At 59.7% G+C, this 19,833-nt stretch carries 15 protein-coding genes and 3 tRNA genes; 14 read left to right on the top strand and 4 right to left on the bottom strand.

Going from position 1 to position 19,833, the window contains the following annotated elements:
• Positions 1-158: 158 nt before the first annotated feature.
• The gene (locus AB3G35_RS08485; protein WP_029611280.1) at positions 159-1,172 is read right to left on the bottom strand and encodes a DUF481 domain-containing protein; all 1,014 of its coding nucleotides are present in this window, start codon (positions 1,170-1,172) and stop codon (positions 159-161) included.
• Between the two features lie 138 nt (positions 1,173-1,310).
• Here AB3G35_RS08485 and AB3G35_RS08480 point away from each other — a divergent pair, with 138 nt between their 5' ends.
• The 4 genes from AB3G35_RS08480 to AB3G35_RS08465 all read left to right on the top strand — a co-directional run bounded on the left by AB3G35_RS08480 (position 1,311) and on the right by AB3G35_RS08465 (position 6,040).
• Positions 1,311-1,664, top strand: coding sequence for an MGMT family protein (locus AB3G35_RS08480; protein WP_095040909.1), 354 nt, complete (start codon positions 1,311-1,313; stop codon positions 1,662-1,664).
• 42 nt (positions 1,665-1,706) lie between these two features.
• Entirely contained in the window at positions 1,707-3,251 is a 1,545-nt protein-coding gene (locus AB3G35_RS08475; RefSeq protein WP_083369809.1) for an AmpG family muropeptide MFS transporter, read from the top strand.
• 102 nt (positions 3,252-3,353) lie between these two features.
• On the top strand, positions 3,354-5,069 hold the full coding sequence (locus tag AB3G35_RS08470) for a proline--tRNA ligase (RefSeq protein WP_083369808.1): 1,716 nt from the start codon (positions 3,354-3,356) through the stop codon (positions 5,067-5,069).
• A 17-nt stretch (positions 5,070-5,086) separates the two neighbouring features.
• Complete coding sequence (locus tag AB3G35_RS08465) at positions 5,087-6,040, top strand: hypothetical protein (RefSeq protein WP_016779786.1); 954 nt, start codon at positions 5,087-5,089, stop codon at positions 6,038-6,040.
• Positions 6,041-6,143: 103 nt separating this feature from the next.
• Here AB3G35_RS08465 and dinB read toward each other — a convergent pair whose 3' ends face one another.
• Positions 6,144-7,205: a DNA polymerase IV gene (dinB, locus tag AB3G35_RS08460; protein WP_016779785.1), complete on the bottom strand. Its 1,062-nt coding sequence runs from the start codon at positions 7,203-7,205 to the stop codon at positions 6,144-6,146.
• 288 nt (positions 7,206-7,493) lie between these two features.
• Here dinB and AB3G35_RS08455 point away from each other — a divergent pair.
• From AB3G35_RS08455 to AB3G35_RS08435, 5 genes are all read left to right on the top strand, one after another.
• Positions 7,494-7,570, top strand: a tRNA-Met gene (locus AB3G35_RS08455).
• A gap of 321 nt (positions 7,571-7,891) precedes the next feature.
• Positions 7,892-7,968: transfer RNA gene (locus tag AB3G35_RS08450), tRNA-Met, on the top strand.
• Positions 7,969-8,129: 161 nt separating this feature from the next.
• A tRNA-Met gene (locus AB3G35_RS08445) sits at positions 8,130-8,206 on the top strand.
• Between the two features lie 259 nt (positions 8,207-8,465).
• The gene (mprF, locus tag AB3G35_RS08440; protein WP_369782500.1) at positions 8,466-11,108 is read left to right on the top strand and encodes a bifunctional lysylphosphatidylglycerol flippase/synthetase MprF; all 2,643 of its coding nucleotides are present in this window, start codon (positions 8,466-8,468) and stop codon (positions 11,106-11,108) included.
• Positions 11,108-12,388, top strand: a complete 1,281-nt coding sequence (locus tag AB3G35_RS08435) for a virulence factor family protein (protein WP_016779783.1) — start codon at positions 11,108-11,110, stop codon at positions 12,386-12,388. Before mprF ends, AB3G35_RS08435 begins: the two co-directional genes overlap by 1 nt.
• Positions 12,389-12,558: 170 nt before the next feature.
• Here AB3G35_RS08435 and AB3G35_RS08430 read toward each other — a convergent pair whose 3' ends face one another.
• Positions 12,559-14,460, bottom strand: coding sequence for a potassium transporter Kup (locus AB3G35_RS08430; protein ID WP_016779782.1), 1,902 nt, complete (start codon positions 14,458-14,460; stop codon positions 12,559-12,561).
• A 304-nt stretch (positions 14,461-14,764) separates the two neighbouring features.
• Between AB3G35_RS08430 and rimO the strand changes: the two genes are divergently transcribed.
• The 5 genes from rimO (at position 14,765) to tsaA (ending at position 18,823) form a co-directional block, all read left to right on the top strand.
• The gene (gene rimO / locus AB3G35_RS08425; RefSeq protein WP_016779781.1) at positions 14,765-16,105 is read left to right on the top strand and encodes a 30S ribosomal protein S12 methylthiotransferase RimO; all 1,341 of its coding nucleotides are present in this window, start codon (positions 14,765-14,767) and stop codon (positions 16,103-16,105) included.
• Positions 16,106-16,209: 104 nt separating this feature from the next.
• Positions 16,210-16,674 carry a GNAT family N-acetyltransferase gene (locus AB3G35_RS08420; RefSeq protein WP_086795995.1) on the top strand — a complete coding sequence of 155 codons (465 nt, stop codon included), beginning with the start codon at positions 16,210-16,212 and terminating at the stop codon, positions 16,672-16,674.
• A gap of 71 nt (positions 16,675-16,745) precedes the next feature.
• On the top strand, positions 16,746-17,456 hold the full coding sequence (locus AB3G35_RS08415; protein ID WP_016779779.1) for an rRNA pseudouridine synthase: 711 nt from the start codon (positions 16,746-16,748) through the stop codon (positions 17,454-17,456).
• 76 nt (positions 17,457-17,532) lie between these two features.
• Positions 17,533-17,994, top strand: a complete 462-nt coding sequence (locus AB3G35_RS08410) for a DUF1456 family protein (RefSeq protein WP_016779778.1) — start codon at positions 17,533-17,535, stop codon at positions 17,992-17,994.
• 133 nt (positions 17,995-18,127) lie between these two features.
• Positions 18,128-18,823 carry a tRNA (N6-threonylcarbamoyladenosine(37)-N6)-methyltransferase TrmO gene (gene tsaA / locus AB3G35_RS08405; RefSeq protein WP_106116194.1) on the top strand — a complete coding sequence of 232 codons (696 nt, stop codon included), beginning with the start codon at positions 18,128-18,130 and terminating at the stop codon, positions 18,821-18,823.
• Positions 18,824-18,942: 119 nt separating this feature from the next.
• Here the strand turns inward: tsaA and fpr are convergent, their stop codons facing one another.
• Complete coding sequence (gene fpr, locus AB3G35_RS08400; RefSeq protein WP_106116195.1) at positions 18,943-19,722, bottom strand: ferredoxin-NADP reductase; 780 nt, start codon at positions 19,720-19,722, stop codon at positions 18,943-18,945.
• Positions 19,723-19,833: the final 111 nt, after the last annotated feature.

Raw genomic sequence — 19,833 nt, 5'->3', positions numbered from 1 at the left:
CCTGTAGCAGCTGCCGGAGGAACGAGGCTGCGTTCGGCGACGCAGTCGTCGTGAATCAGGCAACTCGGTGTGCCAGATTTATTGAGTTCACAGGTTTTACGACGGCTTCGCCGCCGAACGCAGCCTCGTTCCTTCGGCAGCTGCTACGGCGTGAGTGATCACCAGACCACGCCAAACCCTACGGTATAGCGGGTTTTGTTAAGGGAGTTATCGGAACCGGTCGAACTGCCGATCAAGTCTTTCTCGGCCTTGAGGTTCAGCGATGCCCATTCCGTCACCTTGTAGCGCAAACCGATTTCGGAATCGAGGCTGTAGTCCGACTCCCCTTCCAGCGACTTGCCCAATTCACCATTGGTAAAGAATGAGACCGTTTTGCCCATCAGGTAGCGGTTGTAGTCCCATTTCATGGCTAGCGAGTAGAAGTTGTCTTTCTTGCCGTCAGAGTATTCGTAGTCGGTGCGATTGAGCAGTGAGCCGAGCGAGAACGCGCCCAGTTCGTCATCCCAAAACTGATAGCCAGGGCCAGTACCGACCGTGCGCTGGCGGGAGATGTCTTCGACCCGATCGCGGTTGTAGGTCAGGCGACCTTGCCAGTACCACTTTTCATCGATGAAGTAGTCGAGCGCGTACTCGGCAGTCCAGTTGTCCGTGGTGACCACATCGTTCTGAAACTCGCGGTTGTATTCACCCTCTGCGTGATGACGCCAGGCGCCGTGGCGGGCAGTGGTCTTGAAATCGAGATCGTAGTCGTCGGTATCCTTGTCCGCCCGCTTGTAGTCCATCGCCACGTCAACATTGCCTTTCCAGACCATGTCTTCAACCAGCGGCTTGGGCTTGATGATTTGCTGGATACTGGCCAGTGCTACGGTTTTTGGTGCTTCGCCGTTGGCCAGGGTGACGCTGCCGTCTTCGGCCGCCTGCAACGACTTGGCCTTTTCACCGGTCCAGGCATCCTGCTTGACCAGCAGCTCCTGATCGCTTTCCAGGGTCTTGACCTGTTTCCAGTCAATCGGCACGGCACCGGCATAGTCGGTCTGGATCAGCAGCTTGCCGCCATCAAAGACTTTGATCTTGCCGCTCAGGCGGTCGCCGTTTTTCAACCACACCGTATCGGCAAACACAGGTGTGGCAAGGCACATGGCAACAAGGCATAGCAGGGTTCTGGACAACATAAGCAGGTGCGAGACTCAGAAAAGCGAAAGAATGCCGGCATTATCCCGATGGACACGCCCTTGAGGAAGAAAGACCGGCTCATTGTGCCGGAGTTCATTCTATAGTTCTGTAACCCCCCTCTTACCCAGAAGTGCACCTTGAATACACCGCCAGACATCCTTCAAACCCCTGCCGAGATTCGGCGCACGGCGCTGTACTCAACCTTGATGATGGTGCCCGCAGGTCATGTGGTTACTTACGGTCAACTTGCCGAAGCGGCCGGCCTGGGGCGCGCAGCGCGTTGGGTCGGGCGCACCCTGAGCCAGCTCCCGGAAGGTACGCGCCTGCCCTGGCACCGGGTTCTCGCTGCTGGCGGGCGTATCAGTTTGCCAGCAGGTAGCCCCTCGGGTGATGAACAACGGGCGCGTTTGCGCGCAGAAGGGGTGAGCATCATGAATAATCGCGTGGATATGCACCGTCATGGCTGGCGCCAGATAGAGCACTGCGGTTAGAGTGCGCCCTTTGTTTCCGCAACCAGAGGCAGACTCCAGTCCATGCCCCGTAAAACCTGGCGCGAAGCGCTAGCTGCGTATTCCAGCCCCTCGACCCTCGTGCTGTTGCTGCTCGGTTTTGCCGCCGGTTTGCCGTACATGCTGGTGTTTTCAACGCTCTCCGTATGGTTGCGCGAAGCCGGTGTGGCCCGCGAAACCATTGGTTATGCCAGCCTGATCGGGCTGGCCTATGCCTTCAAGTGGGTGTGGTCGCCGCTGCTGGACCAGTGGCGCCTGCCATTGCTCGGCAAACTGGGCCGGCGTCGCTCATGGCTGGTGCTGTCGCAATCGCTGGTCATTCTGGGCCTGATCGGCATGGGCTTTTGTGACCCGCAAAAACACTTGTCCTGGCTGATTGCCATTGCGGTTGTGGTGTCCTTCGCTTCGGCCACCCAGGACATTGCCGTCGATGCCTATCGCCTGGAAATCGCCGAAGACAACCGTCAGGCCGCGCTCGCCGCCAGTTACATGTCCGGCTATCGCGTGGCCGCCCTGCTGGCCACGGCGGGCGCCCTGTTCTTTGCCGAGGGCTTTGGTTCGACGGGCTTCAACTACAAGCACTCGGCCTGGACCGGCACCTACGTGCTGTTCGGCCTGTTGATGGTGCCCGCGCTGCTCACCACCCTGTTTATGCGCGAACCACCCGTGCCGTTGCGTACCCAGCTGTCAGCCGGGCGCTACAGTTTCGGCCACCAGCTGGCGTCGGTTTTCGTCCTGATCGTATTGCTGGTATCCGTGCCGGCCATGTTCACCCAGCTCTACAACACCGATTTTGCCGGCGTGTTATTCGAAGGCGTCAGCCCGATCACCCTGGTGCTGGAAGACCGGGCCTTTCTGCGTGCCATCCTGTACACCCTGCTGACGGTGTTGTGCCTGTCATCCATTGGCCGACGCGGCCTGGCGCCGGTGCTAACGCCGGTAAACGACTTTATTGTGCGCTATCGCTGGCAAGCCCTGCTGCTGCTGGGGTTGATTGCCACCTACCGGATGTCGGACACGGTCATGGGCGTCATGGCCAACGTGTTTTATATCGACCAGGGCTTTACCAAGGACCAGATTGCCGGGGTCAGCAAGATTTTCGGCCTGATCATGACCCTTGTCGGCGCGGGCATGGGCGGCTTGCTGATTGTGCGCTTCGGCATTCTGCCGATCCTGCTTATCGGCGGCGCAGCATCGGCAGGCACCAACCTGCTGTTCATGTTGCTCGCCGATATGGGGCCGAATCTGCAGATGCTGATTGTCACCATTTCCCTCGACAACTTCAGCTCCGGCCTCGCCACTTCGGCGTTCGTGGCCTACCTGTCCAGCCTGACCAACCTCAAGTTTTCCGCCACCCAGTACGCCCTGCTCAGTTCGATCATGCTACTGCTGCCGCGTTTGATGGGCGGATACTCGGGGGTCATGGTGGAGAAGTTCGGTTATCACAACTTCTTTATCATCACCGCCGTGATGGGCATCCCCACACTGCTGCTGATCAGCCTGCACTGGTATCAGGAGAGCCGCCGGGCCCGCCACAAGCCAGCGGTAGACCTGGAAAAACACCCGTAAACACGGGGGGGAGCCCCTCTCCCCCGCCCACCCTGTACGCAGGCACGTCTCGCCCGTACAATGCTCAGTCATATCTAGTCACCAGCACGGCAACGGCTAACCATGCGCACCAGTCAATATTTGCTCGCCACACAGAAAGAAACGCCTTCCGATGCGGTCGTTATCAGCCATCAGCTGATGCTGCGCGCCGGCATGATTCGCAAACTTGCTTCGGGCCTGTACACCTGGCTGCCCATGGGCCTGCGGATCATGCGCAAGGCCGAAGCCATTGTTCGTGAAGAAATGAACGCTGCAGGCGCTCTGGAAGTGCTGATGCCGAGCATCCAGCCAGCCGAACTGTGGCAGGAATCGGGGCGCTGGGAAGAATACGGCCCGGAGCTGCTGCGCCTTAAAGACCGCCACGGTCGTGAGTTCTGCGTGGGCCCGACCCACGAAGAAGTGATCACCGACCTGTGCCGCAATGAGTTGAACAGCTACAAACAGCTGCCAATCAACCTGTACCAGATCCAGACCAAATTCCGTGACGAGATCCGCCCGCGCTTCGGCTTGATGCGCGGCCGCGAATTCATCATGAAGGACGCCTATTCGTTCCACGCCGACAACGCTTCGCTGCAGGTCACTTATGACCGCATGCACCAGGCCTACTGCAACGTATTCACCCGCCTGGGCCTGAACTTCCGCCCGGTTGAAGCCGACAACGGCTCCATCGGCGGTGCCGGCTCCCACGAGTTCCATGTGCTGGCTGAATCCGGTGAAGACGATATCGTGTTCAGCAATGGTTCCGACTACGCGGCCAACATCGAAAAAGCCGAAGCCGTGCCCGCTGAAACCTCGCGCCCAGCGGCCACCCAGGAACTGCGCCTGATCGATACGCCGGACGCCAAGACCATCGCGCAACTGGTCGACGGCTATGACCTGCCGATCGAAAAGACCGTCAAGACCCTGATCGTTCACGCTGCCGAAGCCGGCAAGCTGATCGCCCTGGTGATCCGTGGCGATCACGAACTCAACGAAATCAAGGCTGCCAACCATCCGTTGGTACACAGCCCGCTGGTCATGGCATCCGACGCAGAACTGCGTGACGCCATCGGCGCCGGTGCTGGCTCCCTGGGCCCGCTGAACCTGCCTCTGCCCTGCATCATCGATCGCTCGGTCGAGCTGATGAGCGACTTCGGCGTGGGCGCCAATATCGACGACAAACACTACTTCGGCGTGAACTGGGAGCGCGATCTGCCAGTACCGACCGTTGCCGACCTGCGTAACGTGGTTGCCGGCGACCCTAGCCCGGACGGCAAGGGCACCCTGGAAATCAAGCGCGGCATCGAAGTGGGTCACATCTTCCAGCTGGGCACCAAGTACAGCGAAGCCATGAAGTGCCAGGTGCTGGGCGAAAACGGCAAGCCGGTCACCCTGGCAATGGGCTGCTACGGTATTGGTGTTTCCCGCGTGGTGGCTGCAGCCATCGAGCAGAACAACGACGAGCGCGGAATTATCTGGAGCGATGCCCTGGCACCGTTCCAGATTGCCCTGGTACCGCTGCGCTACGAAACCGAAGCCGTGCGCGAAGCCACCGACAAACTGTATGCCGAACTGACGGCAGCAGGTTTTGAAGTGCTGCTGGACGATCGCGACAAGAAAACCAGCCCCGGCATCAAGTTCGCTGACATGGAACTGATCGGCATCCCGCACCGGATCGTGGTCAGCGACCGCGGCCTGGCTGAAGGCAATCTGGAATACAAGAGCCGCACCGAAGCAGAGCCGCAAGCCCTGCCCGTTGCTGATGTGCTTGCCTTCCTTCAGGCCCGTATCGCTCGCTGAACCCAGATAGAGACGCCATGTTCACTCGAAACACCTTGACCCTCGGGGGCGCCGCCATGTGCGGCGCCCTGCTGCTGAGCGGCTGTGCCAATCACATGTCGCAACGCAGCGAGCACGAGGAACGCATCGAGCGCAAACTGCTCGCCCACAGCCTGCAGATCGATGTGGGCTCGCCAGCCGTGCTTGAGTTGCCGCAGCGGCGTGTGCGCATCAATGAACAAAAGACCTTCGAGGTCACCGAGTTCGATGTCACCCGCCATTACGACCGCTATACCCCCTACCAGCCCTGGCGCGAAGTCTATGAGATTCCGCTGGGCGCGGTGGCTATCGTCGCGGGGGTGGGCGCCAATGTGCTGAACGTGTTCATGTTCGGGCAACTACCGGACAGCGTGACCAAGGACTGGATCAACTACGGCTTTGCCGGCATTAACCCGGCAATGAACGTGCAGTCCCACGGCCGCGCCGAGCAGAACCTGGCGGGCATTGATGACGTTCAGCGCGACAAGCGCCTGGAATATTCAAGCCTGCCCTGGGCTGAGCGGCCGGTGGTGGTCAAGGCGGGCAAGCAGGCCCACGAGCTGACCACAGACCGTAATGGCGTGTTGCGCCTCAACCTGCTGGACAGCCCGTTTGCCGAGCAGGACCTCAATCACATCGGCAAGCTGACCATCATGGTGGAAGACGCCCAGGACGAAACCCATTCGGACTCGACCCTGTCGATCAGCAGCAACCTGCGCGGCAAGTTGCTTGAAGCACACAACCTGATCTACGACGACCTGGAAGGTGACGACGTGAACCAGTGGGTGCATCGGGTCAAGCGCTTGTCGGAGCTGGGGCTGGAAGAAGAAGCCAGCGAACTGGAACAAAGCCTGATCGAACTCACGCGCAACGACCCGGAGCTACAACGTGAATTCGTGCAGTCCTTGACCAAAAATGCCGGGCGACTGGTGGCGGACCCGGGCGTCAGCTGACGTGTGGGAGCGGGCTTGCCCGCGATGATATCGCTGTGGTTTTCCTGACAGACCGCAGTGCCTGCATCGCGAGCAAGCCCGCTCCCACAACAAGCAAACCGACCTACCCCTTGAACAGCTCCAGCTGCTCGAACCCATTGTTCAAATCATGCAAACGCACGCCAAGCCCGAGCAATCGCACGGGCCTGGCGCCTCGTGCAAACGCCTGGCTCAACAACCCCTGATAACTCTCAAGATCGCGCCCTGCACCGGACTGCTCCAGCGTAGTCTGGGTAAAGTCGTGGAATTTCACTTTAACGAACGGCTTGCCGGGACGATAACTGCTGTCGATACGGTCAATACGCCGGTTCAGGGTCTCGAGCAGCTCCGGGAGCTTCTCCAGGCAACTGGCCAGATCAGGCAAATCCGTATCGTAAGTGTTTTCCACACTGACTGACTGACGCCGACTGTCACTTTGCACCAGCCGCTCATCAATCCCCCGCGCCAACCCCCATAACCGCTCACCAAAACTGCCAAATTCGCGCACCAGCGCCAGTTTGTTCCAGTCCCGCAGCTGCAGGCAGGTCTCGATGCCCAGGCGCCCAAGCTTGTCGGCCGTGACCTTGCCCACGCCATGCAGTTTATTGACCGGCAACGCCGAGACAAAATCATCGACCTGGTCCGGGGTAATCACGAACAAACCGTTGGGCTTGCGCCAGTCACTTGCGATCTTGGCCAGAAACTTGTTGGGTGCCACCCCGGCCGACACGGTGATATGCAACTGATTGGACACGCGCCGGCGGATATCCTGGGCGATGCGCGTGGCACTGCCGGCAAAGTGCGGGCTGTCGGACACGTCCAGGTAAGCCTCATCCAGGGACAGCGGCTCGATCAGCTCGGTGTAATCACGCAGGATGCCGTGGATTTCTCTGGACGCTTCTTTATAGGCATCCATCCTGCCGCTGACGATGACCAGGTCCGGACACAGCTTGAGGGCATGCCGGGATGACATTGCCGAGCGCACACCATAGGCGCGCGCTTCGTAATTGCAGGTGGCGATCACCCCACGTCGATCAGAAGAGCCCCCGACCGCCATCGGCTTGTTTGCCAGGCTCGGGTCATCGCGCATCTCAATAGCGGCGTAGAAACAGTCACAGTCGACGTGGATGATTTTGCGCTGCGTCATGTAGGGCGGTGTTCTTCAATGGAGTAGGCAATACACCGCGCAAGTATGTCACCGCGAACTGTATATAGCACCAGTAGTCTTGATTCTCCCCGACAGACGCGGGAAAAACGCCGCTGAATTGTTTTTTTCAATCGAATCTCTAGCCTCAATAGAGCCACACCCCATACAGAACAGGGCCTGCAGGGCTTTTTATAGCTGTATTCTCTAGCTAAGCAATTGACGCATAACGAATTTTTCTAAATTAACGTTTGACAGCCCAGCGTATCGCTGTAGAATCCACCCCACAGACGCGGGATGGAGCAGTCTGGTAGCTCGTCGGGCTCATAACCCGAAGGTCGTCGGTTCAAATCCGGCTCCCGCAACCAAACATCGAAAAAGGCTACTCGAAAGAGTGGCCTTTTTTGTGCACGCGTGTTTTGTGCTGCCACCCAACCTGTAGCCGCTGCCGAGGAACGAAGGCTGCGATCGGCGACGCAGTCGTCGCCAAGCCCGGGCACTCAACAAACCTGACACTCCATAGCGCCTGACTTACGACGGCTTCGCCGCCGAACGCAGCCTCGTACCTCGGCAGCGGCTACAGACCCAACTGCCATATCCAAAAATCATGCCTGTTTTGATCTTATTTAGCTCATTTACGCATTAAAGGTTGACACCCCCGCTCATCACTGTAGAGTGCGCCCCACAGACGCGGGATGGAGCAGTCTGGTAGCTCGTCGGGCTCATAACCCGAAGGTCGTCGGTTCAAATCCGGCTCCCGCAACCAAACATTAAAAGGCTACTCGAAAGAGTGGCCTTTTTTGTGCCCGAGTGTTTTTGCCCTCCTCCTGGCAATTGCAGGAAATGGATTAAAACCGGGTATTTCAAGCGCTTACGTGATTTAAAGGTTGACACCTGCACGATCCGCTGTAGAATCCACCACACAGACGCGGGATGGAGCAGTCTGGTAGCTCGTCGGGCTCATAACCCGAAGGTCGTCGGTTCAAATCCGGCTCCCGCAACCAAACATCAAAAAAGGCTACTCGAAAGAGTGGCCTTTTTTGTGCGTGCTCGAAAAGTCTCTATCAGGCGTTTATTGACATTAAACGTCATATTTCTGAAAGTCCCCTCGTCTATGCTGTCCCCCAGCAATTACCCTTTTTTCTCAGACCAATCCTGAACCTCAGGCAAACGGCTGAACACATTTAGAAATATTTTGACCAAAAGGATTGGTAACTTGAGCCTATGCCTCCATCCTATCGCGCACGATCCACGAGGTGATTGATGCCCGATAACTCGCCAGAACCCAAAGAAGCCGTTACAGCAGCCCACCCCATTGCCGCGACCCGTTTGCGCTGGCTGGATTTGCTGAGCAAGTACCGCCAACCGATTGGCCTCGCACTGACGCTGCTGCTGTTTGCCATAGCGTTGATTGCCTGTCGCCATCTGTTAAGCGAGCTTGACCTCTACGCCCTGCACGACTCGATCCTGGAAGTCCCCAAGCCCGCCCTCTTCGGTGCAGTGGCAGCTACAGCCGTGGGCTTTGTGATTCTGCTCGGTTACGAGTGGTCTGCCAGCCGCTATGCGGGGGTAAAACTGCCACCCAAAACCCTGGCACTGGGCGGCTTCACCGCCTTTGCCATTGGCAATGCCATCGGCCTGTCGCTGCTGTCTGGCGGCTCCGTGCGCTATCGCTTGTACGCACGATACGGCGCGGGGGCTTCCGAAGTCGCCCATATGACGCTGTTTGCCAGCCTGTCGCTGGGCTGCGCCTTGCCACCCCTGGCGGCACTGGCCACTCTAAGCAACCTGCCAGCAGCTTCCGCCGCCCTGCATATGCCGGCCTGGATATTAGGTGCTATTGCTTTCGCGGTGCTGGCGCTGTTTGCCTTGCTGGCGCTGGGCATCTACCGCCGGCGCCTGCCCGAGCAACCGATCCCCGACAACCTGCTGGTCAAAGCCGGACGCCGAACCCTGCGCCTGCCCAGCCCGCGCCTGACCTTGCTGCAACTGGTCATTACCGCGCTGGACGTCGCAGCCGCCGCCACCGTGCTGTATCTGCTGCTGCCTGAAGCACCGCCCTTTGGCGCATTTATGCTGGTTTACCTGCTGGCCCTGGCGGCCGGCGTGCTCAGCCATGTACCCGGCGGTGTCGGGGTGTTCGAGGCAATATTGCTGGCCGCCTTCGCCGACAAGCTCGGGGCCGCGCCACTGGCCGCCGCCCTGCTGCTGTATCGCATGATCTATGTGATTCTGCCGCTGCTGATTGCCTGCCTGATGCTGCTGATGAACGAAGCCCAGCGCCTGATCCAGACCCGGCAAAGCCTGCGGGTAGCCTCCGGTCTGGCCGCTCCGGTGCTGGCCGTGCTGGTATTCATGTCTGGCGTGGTCCTGCTGTTTTCCGGCGCCACACCCGAGATTGACACGCGCCTTGAACACATCGGCTTCCTGATCCCCCACCGCCTGGTCGACGCCTCGCACTTTGGCGCCAGCCTGATCGGCGTGCTCTGCCTGCTGCTGGCCCAGGGCTTGCGCCGGCGCCTGTCTGCCGCCTGGATGCTGACCACGATCCTGCTGCTGGTCGGCGCCGTGCTGTCCCTGCTTAAAGGCTTCGACTGGGAAGAGGCAACCGTCCTGGTCCTGACCGCCAGCCTGCTGGGCTTGTTCCGCCGTTCTTTCTACCGCCCGAGCCGCTTGACCGAGCTGCCATTTTCGCCGTTGTATCTGGTCGCCAGCATCTGCGTACTGGGTGCCTCGATCTGGCTGCTGCTGCTCGCCTATCAGGATGTTCCTTACAGCCATCAACTGTGGTGGCAGTTCACCCTCGACTCGGACGCGCCACGGGGCCTGCGCTCGCTGCTGGGTGCGGCCGTGCTGCTGGTGGTCGTGTCCCTGACCTGGCTGCTGCGCACCGCCCGCCCGGTGATCCACCTGCCAGATGCCGCTGAACTGGAAAAGGCCAGCAAGATCATCCTCGCCTCCGACCAGCCCGACGGCGGCCTCGCACTCACCGGCGACAAGGCCCTGCTGTTCCACCCCGACGACAATGCCTTCCTGATGTACGCCCGTCGCGGGCGCAGCCTGGTGGCGCTGTACGACCCGATCGGTCCGCCCCAGCAACGTGCCGAATTGATCTGGCAATTTCGCGACCTGTGCGACACCGTCCATGCCCGCCCTGTGTTCTACCAGGTACGCGCCGAGAACCTGCCGTTCTACATGGACATCGGCCTCACCGCGATCAAGCTGGGCGAAGAAGCCCGCGTCGATTTGCACCGCTTTGATCTCGAAGCCAAGGGCAAAGAGATGAAAGACCTGCGCTACACCTGGAACCGTGGCACCCGTGACGGCCTGTCACTGGAAATCCACGAGCCGGGCGAAGCGCCGATGGATGAGCTCAAGGTCATTTCCGACGCCTGGCTCACCGGCAAGAACGTGCGCGAAAAAGGCTTCTCCCTGGGACGTTTCAGCGAGGACTACATCAAGCACTTTCGCGTGGCCATTATTCGCTTTGAAGGCAAACCGGTGGCCTTTGCCAACCTGCTTGAGACCCACAGCCATGAGCTGTCGAGCCTGGACTTGATGCGTGCCCACCCGGACGCGCCGAAACTGACCATGGAATTTATGATGGTCGGCCTGATTCAGCATTATAAAAAGCATGGATACGCCCGTTTCAGCCTGGGGATGGTACCTCTGTCCGGCCTGCAACCGCGTCGCGGCGCACCCTTGACCCAACGTTTGGGCTCGATGTTGTTCCAGCGCGGCGAGCACCTGTACAACTTCCAGGGTTTGCGCCGCTTTAAAGACAAATTCCAGCCCGACTGGGAACCTCGTTACATGGCCGTGCCCGCCGGACTTGATCCGCTGGTGGCACTGGCTGATACCGCCGCCCTGATTGCAGGCGGCTTGACTGGATTGGTGAAACGTTAATGAAACATCGTTCCTGGCGGTTTTTGTTGCTTGCCTTGATAGTTCTGGTCGCGCTTGCTGCAGGCGGCTATTGGTGGTGGAATCGCCCCGCACCGCAGCCAACGGTTGAACACCTGAGCCAAACTGATGGCTCGACCCTGACCAATGTCATTCCCGGCCAGAAAGCCCAGGCCCGGGTGGTTATTGCCACCCCGGCCGAAGAAGCCCTCAACGACAAGCAACTGATGGCCCTGAGCCGTGGCGGCAAGGCGCAGGTCGTCCAGGTGATCCTGCCCAAGGACGACTGCACCCTGCAACAGCAAGCCCTGCAAACTGCGCTGCAACAACTCAAGGGCCCGGCTACCCTGGTCAGCGGTATCGGCCCCGGGGCGACCCTGGCCTGGCGCTGGCTGGCCGAGCAAACCAATGACAAGGCCCAGGCCGTGTCGGTCGGTTTCAAGCTGGAAGAACCCGGCTGCGCCCTGCCCGTTCCGAAAACCGCGACTCACGGTAACTGGCTGGTGGCCTGGAACGACAACCCTGACGACCCGAGCGCCGCTTTCGTTCGCGATCAGCCGAACGCGCAGACCAGCATCAGCGACTACGACATTCACTACCCACAAGTGCTGAGCAACGAGTTGCGCAAGATCCTGGTGGGCGATGAGAACGGCGGGCTGAGCATGCCGGTGGTCGAAGTGCCTGCCGGCCAGCAAAACAGCACCGTGACCCTGTTCCTCTCCGGTGATGGCGGCTGGCGCGACCTGGACCGCGACGTGGCGGGCGAAATGGCCAAGATCGGCTACCCGGTGGTGGGCATCGACATGCTGCGCTACTACTGGCAGCACAAGTCACCCGAGCAAAGCGCCACCGACCTCACTGAGCTGATGCAGCACTACCGGCAGAAATGGGGCACCCAGCGCTTTGTGCTGGTGGGTTATTCGTTTGGCGCCGATGTGTTGCCAGCCACCTATAACCGCCTGCCTGAGGCCGAGCAAAAGCGCGTCGACTCGATCATGTTGCTGGCCTTTGCCCGCAGTGGCAGTTTTGAGATCCATGTTGATGGCTGGCTGGGCAAGGCCGGCGCAGAAGCGGATACCGGCGAAGAAATGTCCAAACTGCCGGCCAGCAAAGTGGTGTGCATCTATGGTGCAGAAGAGGTCGATGAAAGTGGCTGTACTGCCAAGACAGCAGTCGGCGAAAGCCTCAAGCTGCCTGGCGGCCATCACTTCGACGAGAACTACCCGGCCCTGGCCCAGCGCCTGGTGGACCTGATCAAGAAGCATCAGGTGACTGCCCAATAAGCCAGCCTTTGTGGGAGCGGGCTTGCTCGCGATAGCCTCTACTCGGTGTGTCAGATGCACCGAGCCGCCTGCATCGCGAGCAAGCCCGCTCCCACAGTCATACGCCCCGCTATCAGCAAAAAAGCCCCGACTCTCGCGAGCCGGGGCTTTTTCATGGTACCTGGATGGGGCTACATCTCGACCTGCGTCCCCAGTTCAATCACCCGGTTCAGCGGCAGCTTGAAGAAGCGCAGATTGCTGTTGGCATTCTTGAGCATAAAGGCGAACAACCCCTCACGCCAACGGGCCATACCCACAAGCTTGGAGGCAATCACGGTCTCCCGGCTCAGGAAGTAAGTGGTGCGCATCGGGCTGAAATCCAGCTCATCGAGATGGCACAGCTTCAGCGCCTCAGGCACATCCGGCTCGTCCATAAAGCCGAAGTGCAGGATCACCCGGAAAAACCCGTCACCATAGGCATCCACCTCAAAGCGCCGTGAAGCCGGTACCCGTGGCGAATCTTCGTTGACCACCGTCAGCAATACCACCTGCTCGTGCAGCACCTGGTTATGCAGCAGGTTGTGCAACAGCGCATGGGGCACGGCATCCGGGCGTGCGGTCAGAAACACGGCGGTACCCTTGACGCGATGGGGCGGCTGCACCCGGATGCTGCTGATAAACAGTGGCAGTGGCAGCGCGCTTTCATCCAGACGGTCCACCAGCAGTTGCTTGCCGCGCCGCCAGGTGGTCATCAGGGCAAACAGCACAATCCCCGCCAGTACTGGGAATGCCCCGCCCTGGAAGATTTTCGGCACGTTGGCGATAAAGAACAGGCCATCCACCAGCAGAAAGCCGATCAACACTGGCACGGCCAGAACAGGTGGCCACTTCCACAGCAGCAGCATCACTGCCGACACCAGAATACTGGTAATCAGCATGGTCCCGGTCACCGCCACCCCGTAGGCCGAAGCCAGGGCGCCAGAAGACTCAAAGCCCAGCACCAGCAAGATCACCCCGACCATCAGCGACCAGTTCACCGCGCCAATGTAAATCTGTCCCTGCTCGGCGCTGGACGTGTGCTGGATATGCATACGCGGGATATAGCCCAGTTGAATGGCCTGGTGGGTCAGGGAGAAAGCCCCGGAAATCACTGCCTGGGAGGCAATCACCGTCGCCAGCGTGGCCAGCCCCACCAAGGGAATCAGCGCCCAGGCCGGTGCCAGCAGGTAGAACGGGTTGCGCGCCGCCTCCGGGTTTTCCAGCAGCAAGGCACCCTGGCCGAAATAGTTCAGCACCAGCGCCGGCAACACCAAAATGAACCAGGCCCGAGCAATCGGCTTGCGGCCAAAGTGGCCCATGTCGGCATACAGCGCCTCGGCACCGGTCAGCGCCAGCACCACGGCGCCCAAAATGGCCACGCCCATGCCCGGGTGAGACACAAAGAAGCGCACACCCCATATCGGGTTCAGCGCATTGAGCACTTCAGGGTGCTGCACGATGCCGTGGATCCCCAGCCCGCCCAACACCACAAACCACACCACCATCACCGGCCCGAACAGCTTGCCGATACTGGCCGTGCCATGGCGTTGAATCAGAAACAGCAGCACCAGCACAATCAAGGCCAGCGGCACGACCCAATGCTCCAGGCCGTCAAATGCCAGCTCAAGCCCTTCTACGGCGGAAAGCACCGAGATCGCCGGGGTAATCATGCTGTCGCCGTAAAACAGCGCCGCGCCGATCAACCCCAGGATCACCAGCACCGAACGCAACCGCGGATAAGGCGACGCCGCCCGCCTGGCCAGTGCGGTGAGGGCCATGATGCCGCCCTCGCCTTCGTTGTCGGCCCGCAGAATAAACAGCACATACTTGATCGAAACCACCCAGATCAGCGACCACAGGATCAGCGCCAATATCCCGAACACACCGTCGTGATTGACCTGAACACCATACCCGCCGGAAAACACCTCTTTAAGGGTGTACAACGGGCTGGTACCGATATCGCCGTACACCACACCCACTGCTGCAACCAGCATCCCAATGGGCTTTGCCTTGGAGTGACCGTCTTCTGCCGCCTGACTGCTTGCCTGCCCCATCAACCACTCCTACGACCATTGACCGCGTTTCTTAATGGCTTGCGCTACATTTGATCAGCAGCATGCGCTGATTTCCCGAGTGTTAGCTACGGCTCCTGCCTACAAAATCACGTTAGTTAAAAACCCTGCTTTCGCAACGGCGCGCAGCATAGCGCAGCACTCGTCGCAAATCCCCGTATAACGCTGGTCAAGTGCGTTGACCATAGCTAAAATTGCGCACTTTTTTTGATCAGAGGCGCAATAAGCGCCCGTTCGTCGTGCAGCCTTTACGGGCATGTAACGTCACTACATACCGAGGTTCGCCATGTCCACCGTTACCACCAAGCCAGCCAACCCAAAGGTTGGCTTTGTTTCCCTGGGTTGCCCGAAAGCACTGGTCGACTCCGAGCGCATCCTTACCCAACTGCGCATGGAAGGCTATGACGTCGTCTCGACCTATCAGGACGCTGACGTCGTAGTGGTCAACACCTGCGGTTTCATCGACAGCGCCAAGGCAGAATCCCTGGAAGTGATCGGCGAAGCCATCAAGGAAAACGGCAAGGTCATCGTGACCGGCTGCATGGGCGTCGAAGAAGGCAATATCCGCGACGTCCACCCGAGCGTACTGGCCGTGACCGGCCCGCAGCAGTACGAGCAGGTGGTCAACGCCGTGCACCAGGTGGTGCCGCCGCGCCAGGATCACAACCCGCTGATCGACCTGGTACCGCCACAAGGTGTCAAGCTGACACCACGCCACTACGCCTACCTGAAGATTTCCGAAGGCTGCAACCATAGCTGCAGCTTCTGCATCATCCCGTCGATGCGCGGCAAGCTGGTCAGCCGCCCGGTGGGTGACGTGCTCGACGAAGCCCAGCGCCTGGTCAAGGCCGGCGTAAAAGAGCTGCTGGTGATTTCCCAGGACACCAGCGCCTATGGCGTTGACGTCAAATACCGTACCGGTTTCTGGAACGGCGCGCCGGTCAAGACGCGCATGACCGAACTGTGCGAAGCCTTGAGCTCGCTGGGCGTATGGGTGCGCCTGCACTACGTCTACCCGTACCCGCACGTTGACGAGCTGATCCCGCTGATGGCCGCCGGCAAGATCCTGCCGTACCTGGACATCCCGTTCCAGCACGCCAGCCCGAAAGTGCTCAAGGCCATGAAACGCCCTGCGTTTGAAGACAAGACCCTGGCCCGGATCAAGAACTGGCGCGAAATCTGCCCGGAACTGATCATCCGTTCGACCTTTATCGTCGGCTTCCCGGGTGAAACCGAAGAAGACTTCCAGTACCTGCTCGACTGGCTGACCGAAGCCCAACTGGACCGCGTAGGCTGCTTCCAGTACTCGCCGGTAGAAGGCGCACCGGCCAACCTGCTGGATGCGGCCATCGTGCCGGACGACGTCAAGCAGGATCGCTGGGACCGCTTCATGGCCCACCAGCAGGCCATCAGCGCTGCCCGCCTGCAGATGAAAATCGGCAAGGAAATCGAAGTGCTGATCGACGAAGTCGACGAGCAAGGCGCAGTAGGCCGTTGCTTCTTCGACGCCCCGGAAATCGACGGCAATGTATTTATCGCCACCGAGAAAGACATCAAGCCGGGCGACAAGATCATGTGCCGCGTCACCGACGCCGACGAGTATGACCTGTGGGCTGAAGTGATCTAAATCGCGACTGCTGCGCAAAAAGCCCTGCCGCTCTGGCGTCAGGGCTTTTTTTACGGCTATCGTTATGGCATTGCTTCCATCATCAGTGTCAGGAGACACGCACGATGCAACACACATGGGCCATCCATACGCCACGCCTCACGGACTTTGCAGAACTGACCAACGTATGGGAAGCATCGGTGCGTGCCACCCATGACTTTTTGCCGGACAGCTATATCGAGCTGTTGCGCGGCCTGGTCCTGGAGCAGTACCTGGATACCGTGATGCTGATCTGCTGCAAGGACCCGACCAGCAAGCGCATTACCGGTTTTGCCGGGGTCGCGGCCGGCAAGGTCGAGATGCTGTTTATTCACCCCGATTACCGCGGGCTGGGCATCGGCAAGTGCCTGTTGATGTTCGCCATCAATGAGCTGAATGCCGAGCGCCTCGACGTCAATGAGCAAAACCTGCAAGCCGTCGGTTTTTACCTCAAGCAGGGCTTTGTGGCTGTGGGACGCTGCGAAAAGGACGGCATGGGCCAGCCTTACCCGCTGCTGCACCTGCGGTATAAACGCCCAGCACGCGCATAAGGCAAATGTAGCCGGGCTTAACCGGCGCCAGGCGGGTACAATGTTCGCCCAATTCCTTTACGGCCCCTGTCATGTCTGAACCGATACGTCTCTCCAAACGCCTCATCGAACTCGTCGGCTGCTCCCGCCGTGAGGCCGAACTGTTCATTGAAGGTGGCTGGGTCACGGTAGATGGCGAAGTCATCGACGAGCCACAGTTCAAGGTCGACAACCAGAAAGTCGAGCTGGACCCGCAAGCCAAGGCTACTGCACCCGAGCCCGTGACCATTCTGCTCAATGCCCCGGCGGGCCTGGACACCGACAGCGCCCTGGCGTTGATCGGCCCGGACACCCTGAGCGAAGAGCACCGCTTTGGCAAACGCCCGCTCAAGGGCCATTTCCTGCGCCTGAGCGTTGGCAACGAGCTGCAGGCCAACGCCAGCGGCCTGCTGGTGTTTACCCAGGACTGGAAGATCGTGCGCAAGCTGACGGCCGACGCCAGCAAGATCGAACAGGAATACGTGGTTGAAGTCTCTGGCGAGATGGCACCCCACGGTTTGAACCGGCTCAACCACGGCATGACCTACAAGGGTCGCGAGCTGCCTGCGGTCAAGGCCAGCTGGCAGAGTGAAAACCGTCTGCGCTTTGCGATGAAAAACCCGCAACCGGGTGTAATCGCCCTGTTCTGCCAGGCAGTAGGCCTGACCGTGATTTCCATGCGCCGGATTCGTATTGGCGGCGTGTCGATGGGCAAGTTGCCTGTTGGCCAGTGGCGCTACATGAGCGCCAAAGAAAAGTTCTAACTGCAGCCCTGCCCCGAACATTTCGACACCGCAGCAATGCCTGCGGTGCTCACTGCTGAATATCAGGATTACCCATATGATTCATAACGACGTACTGCGCAGCGTGCGCTACATGCTCGACATCAGCGACAACAAGGTTGTCGAAATCATCAAGCTTGGCGGCCTCGACGTCACCAAGGAAGACGTACTGACCTACCTGAAAAAGGACGAGGAAGAAGGATTTGTACGTTGCCCGGACGAAGTGATGGCGCATTTCCTCGATGGCCTGGTGATCTTCAAGCGCGGCAAGGACGAAAGCCGTGCGCCGATGCCTGTCGAGCTGCCGGTGACCAACAACATCATCCTGAAAAAACTGCGCGTAGCCTTCGAACTGAAGGAAGACGACATGCACGCCATCCTCAAGGCGGCCGGCTTCCCGGTGTCCAAGCCTGAGCTGAGCGCCCTGTTCCGCAAGTTTGGCCACACCAACTACCGCACCTGTGGCGACCAGTTGCTGCGCAACTTCCTCAAGGGCCTGACCCTGCGCGTTCGCGACTGAAAAAACACCTCCTGTGGGAGCGGGCTTGCTCGCGATTCAGACGACTCGGTCAATCTGAATCACCGCGGCGCTGCTATCGCGAGCAAGCCCGCTCCCACAAGAGTCTGATCGGCCCCACCAGTACGATACTCCCATGACCTACACCGTCTCGCCCATCGGCTTTGTCCGCTCCTGCTTCAAGGAGAAATTCGCCATCCCCCGCCAGCCGCAACTGGCACCGGCCGCCCGTGGCGTGCTGGAGCTGGTCGCGCCGTTCGATCAGGGCGATGCGGTGCAAGGCCTGGAGCAGGTTAGCCATGTGTGGCTGCTGTTTGTGTTCCATCAGGCACTGGAAGACAAGCCCCGCCTCAAGGTGCGTCCGCCACGCCTGGGCGGCAACAAGTCGATGGGCGTGTTTGCCACCCGCGCCACCCATCGCCCGAACGGCATCGGCCAGTCAGTGGTCAAGCTGGACAAGGTCGAGGGCAATCGCCTGTGGATTTCCGGTATCGACCTGCTCGATGGCACGCCGATTCTCGATATCAAGCCCTATGTGCCCTACGCCGATATCATCAGCGATGCCAGCAATGGCATGGCCAGCGCCGCACCGGTATTGATCCCTGTGCAATGGGCCGACAGTGCCCTGCAACAGGCGCACAGGGAAGCCCTGCGCCTTCAGGAACCGCTGGTGGAGCTGATTGAGCAATGCCTGGCGCAAGATCCACGCCCTGCTTACCAGACGCCCACCGCCGAACGAGAATACGGCGCGCAGTTCTGGGATCTGGACGTACGCTGGCACTACCCCGAGCCTGGTTTGATCCGTGTGCTTGAGGTGATTCCCAAGCAGTGACTTGAAACGCAATGTGGGAGCGGGCTTGCTCGCGATTACAGCGTGTCAGTCACCCATACGGTGGCTGACACTCCTCAATCGCGGGCAAGCCCGCTCCCACATTTTTTGATCGGTGCGGTTTACTTCTCGACGAAGGCACGCTCGATCAGGTAATCACCCGGCTCACGCATACGCGGCGAAACTGTCAGGCCGAAGCTGTTCAGCACTTCGCTGGTCTCGTCGAGCATGCTCGGGCTGCCGCACAACATGGCACGGTCGTCCTGCGGGTTGATCGGTGGCAGGCCGATGTCGCTGAACAGCTTGCCGCTGCGCATCAGGTCGGTCAGGCGGCCTTCGTTCTCGAACGGCTCGCGGGTCACGGTTGGGTAGTAGATCAGCTTTTCACGCAGCGCTTCGCCGAAGAACTCGTTCTGCGGCAGGTGCTCGGTGATGAATTCGCGGTAGGCGACTTCATTGACGTAACGCACGCCGTGGCACAGGATCACTTTTTCGAAACGCTCGTAGGTTTCCGGATCCTGGATGATGCTCATAAAGGGCGCCAGACCGGTACCGGTGCTGAGCAAGTACAGATGCTTGCCCGGCTTCAAGTCGTCCAGCACCAGCGTACCCGTAGGTTTTTTGCTGATGATGATCTCGTCGCCTTCCTTCAAGTGCTGCAACTGGGAGGTCAGCGGGCCGTCTGGCACCTTGATGCTGAAGAACTCCAGATGCTCTTCCCAGTTCGGGCTGGCAATCGAGTAGGCACGCATAAGCGGACGGCCATTGGGCTGTTGCAGGCCGATCATCACGAACTGACCGTTCTCGAAGCGCAGACCCGGGTCACGGGTGCACTTGAAGCTGAACAGGGTGTCATTCCAGTGATGAACACTGAGGACACGTTCGTGGTTCATGTTGCTCATGTACGGGGCTCCTAAATTCGCCTGCGCTGACTATGGGCGCGATTGCACAGCATTCTAATGGCGGCGACAATATCTGTTAACTGAATTATCAAGATAAGGGTTATCGGTTAT

The organism is Pseudomonas sp. WC2401, from assembly GCF_041200115.1.
Classification (GTDB): Bacteria; Pseudomonadota; Gammaproteobacteria; order Pseudomonadales; family Pseudomonadaceae; genus Aquipseudomonas; species Aquipseudomonas fragi.
This window is presented reverse-complemented; position numbering and strand designations above follow the sequence as displayed.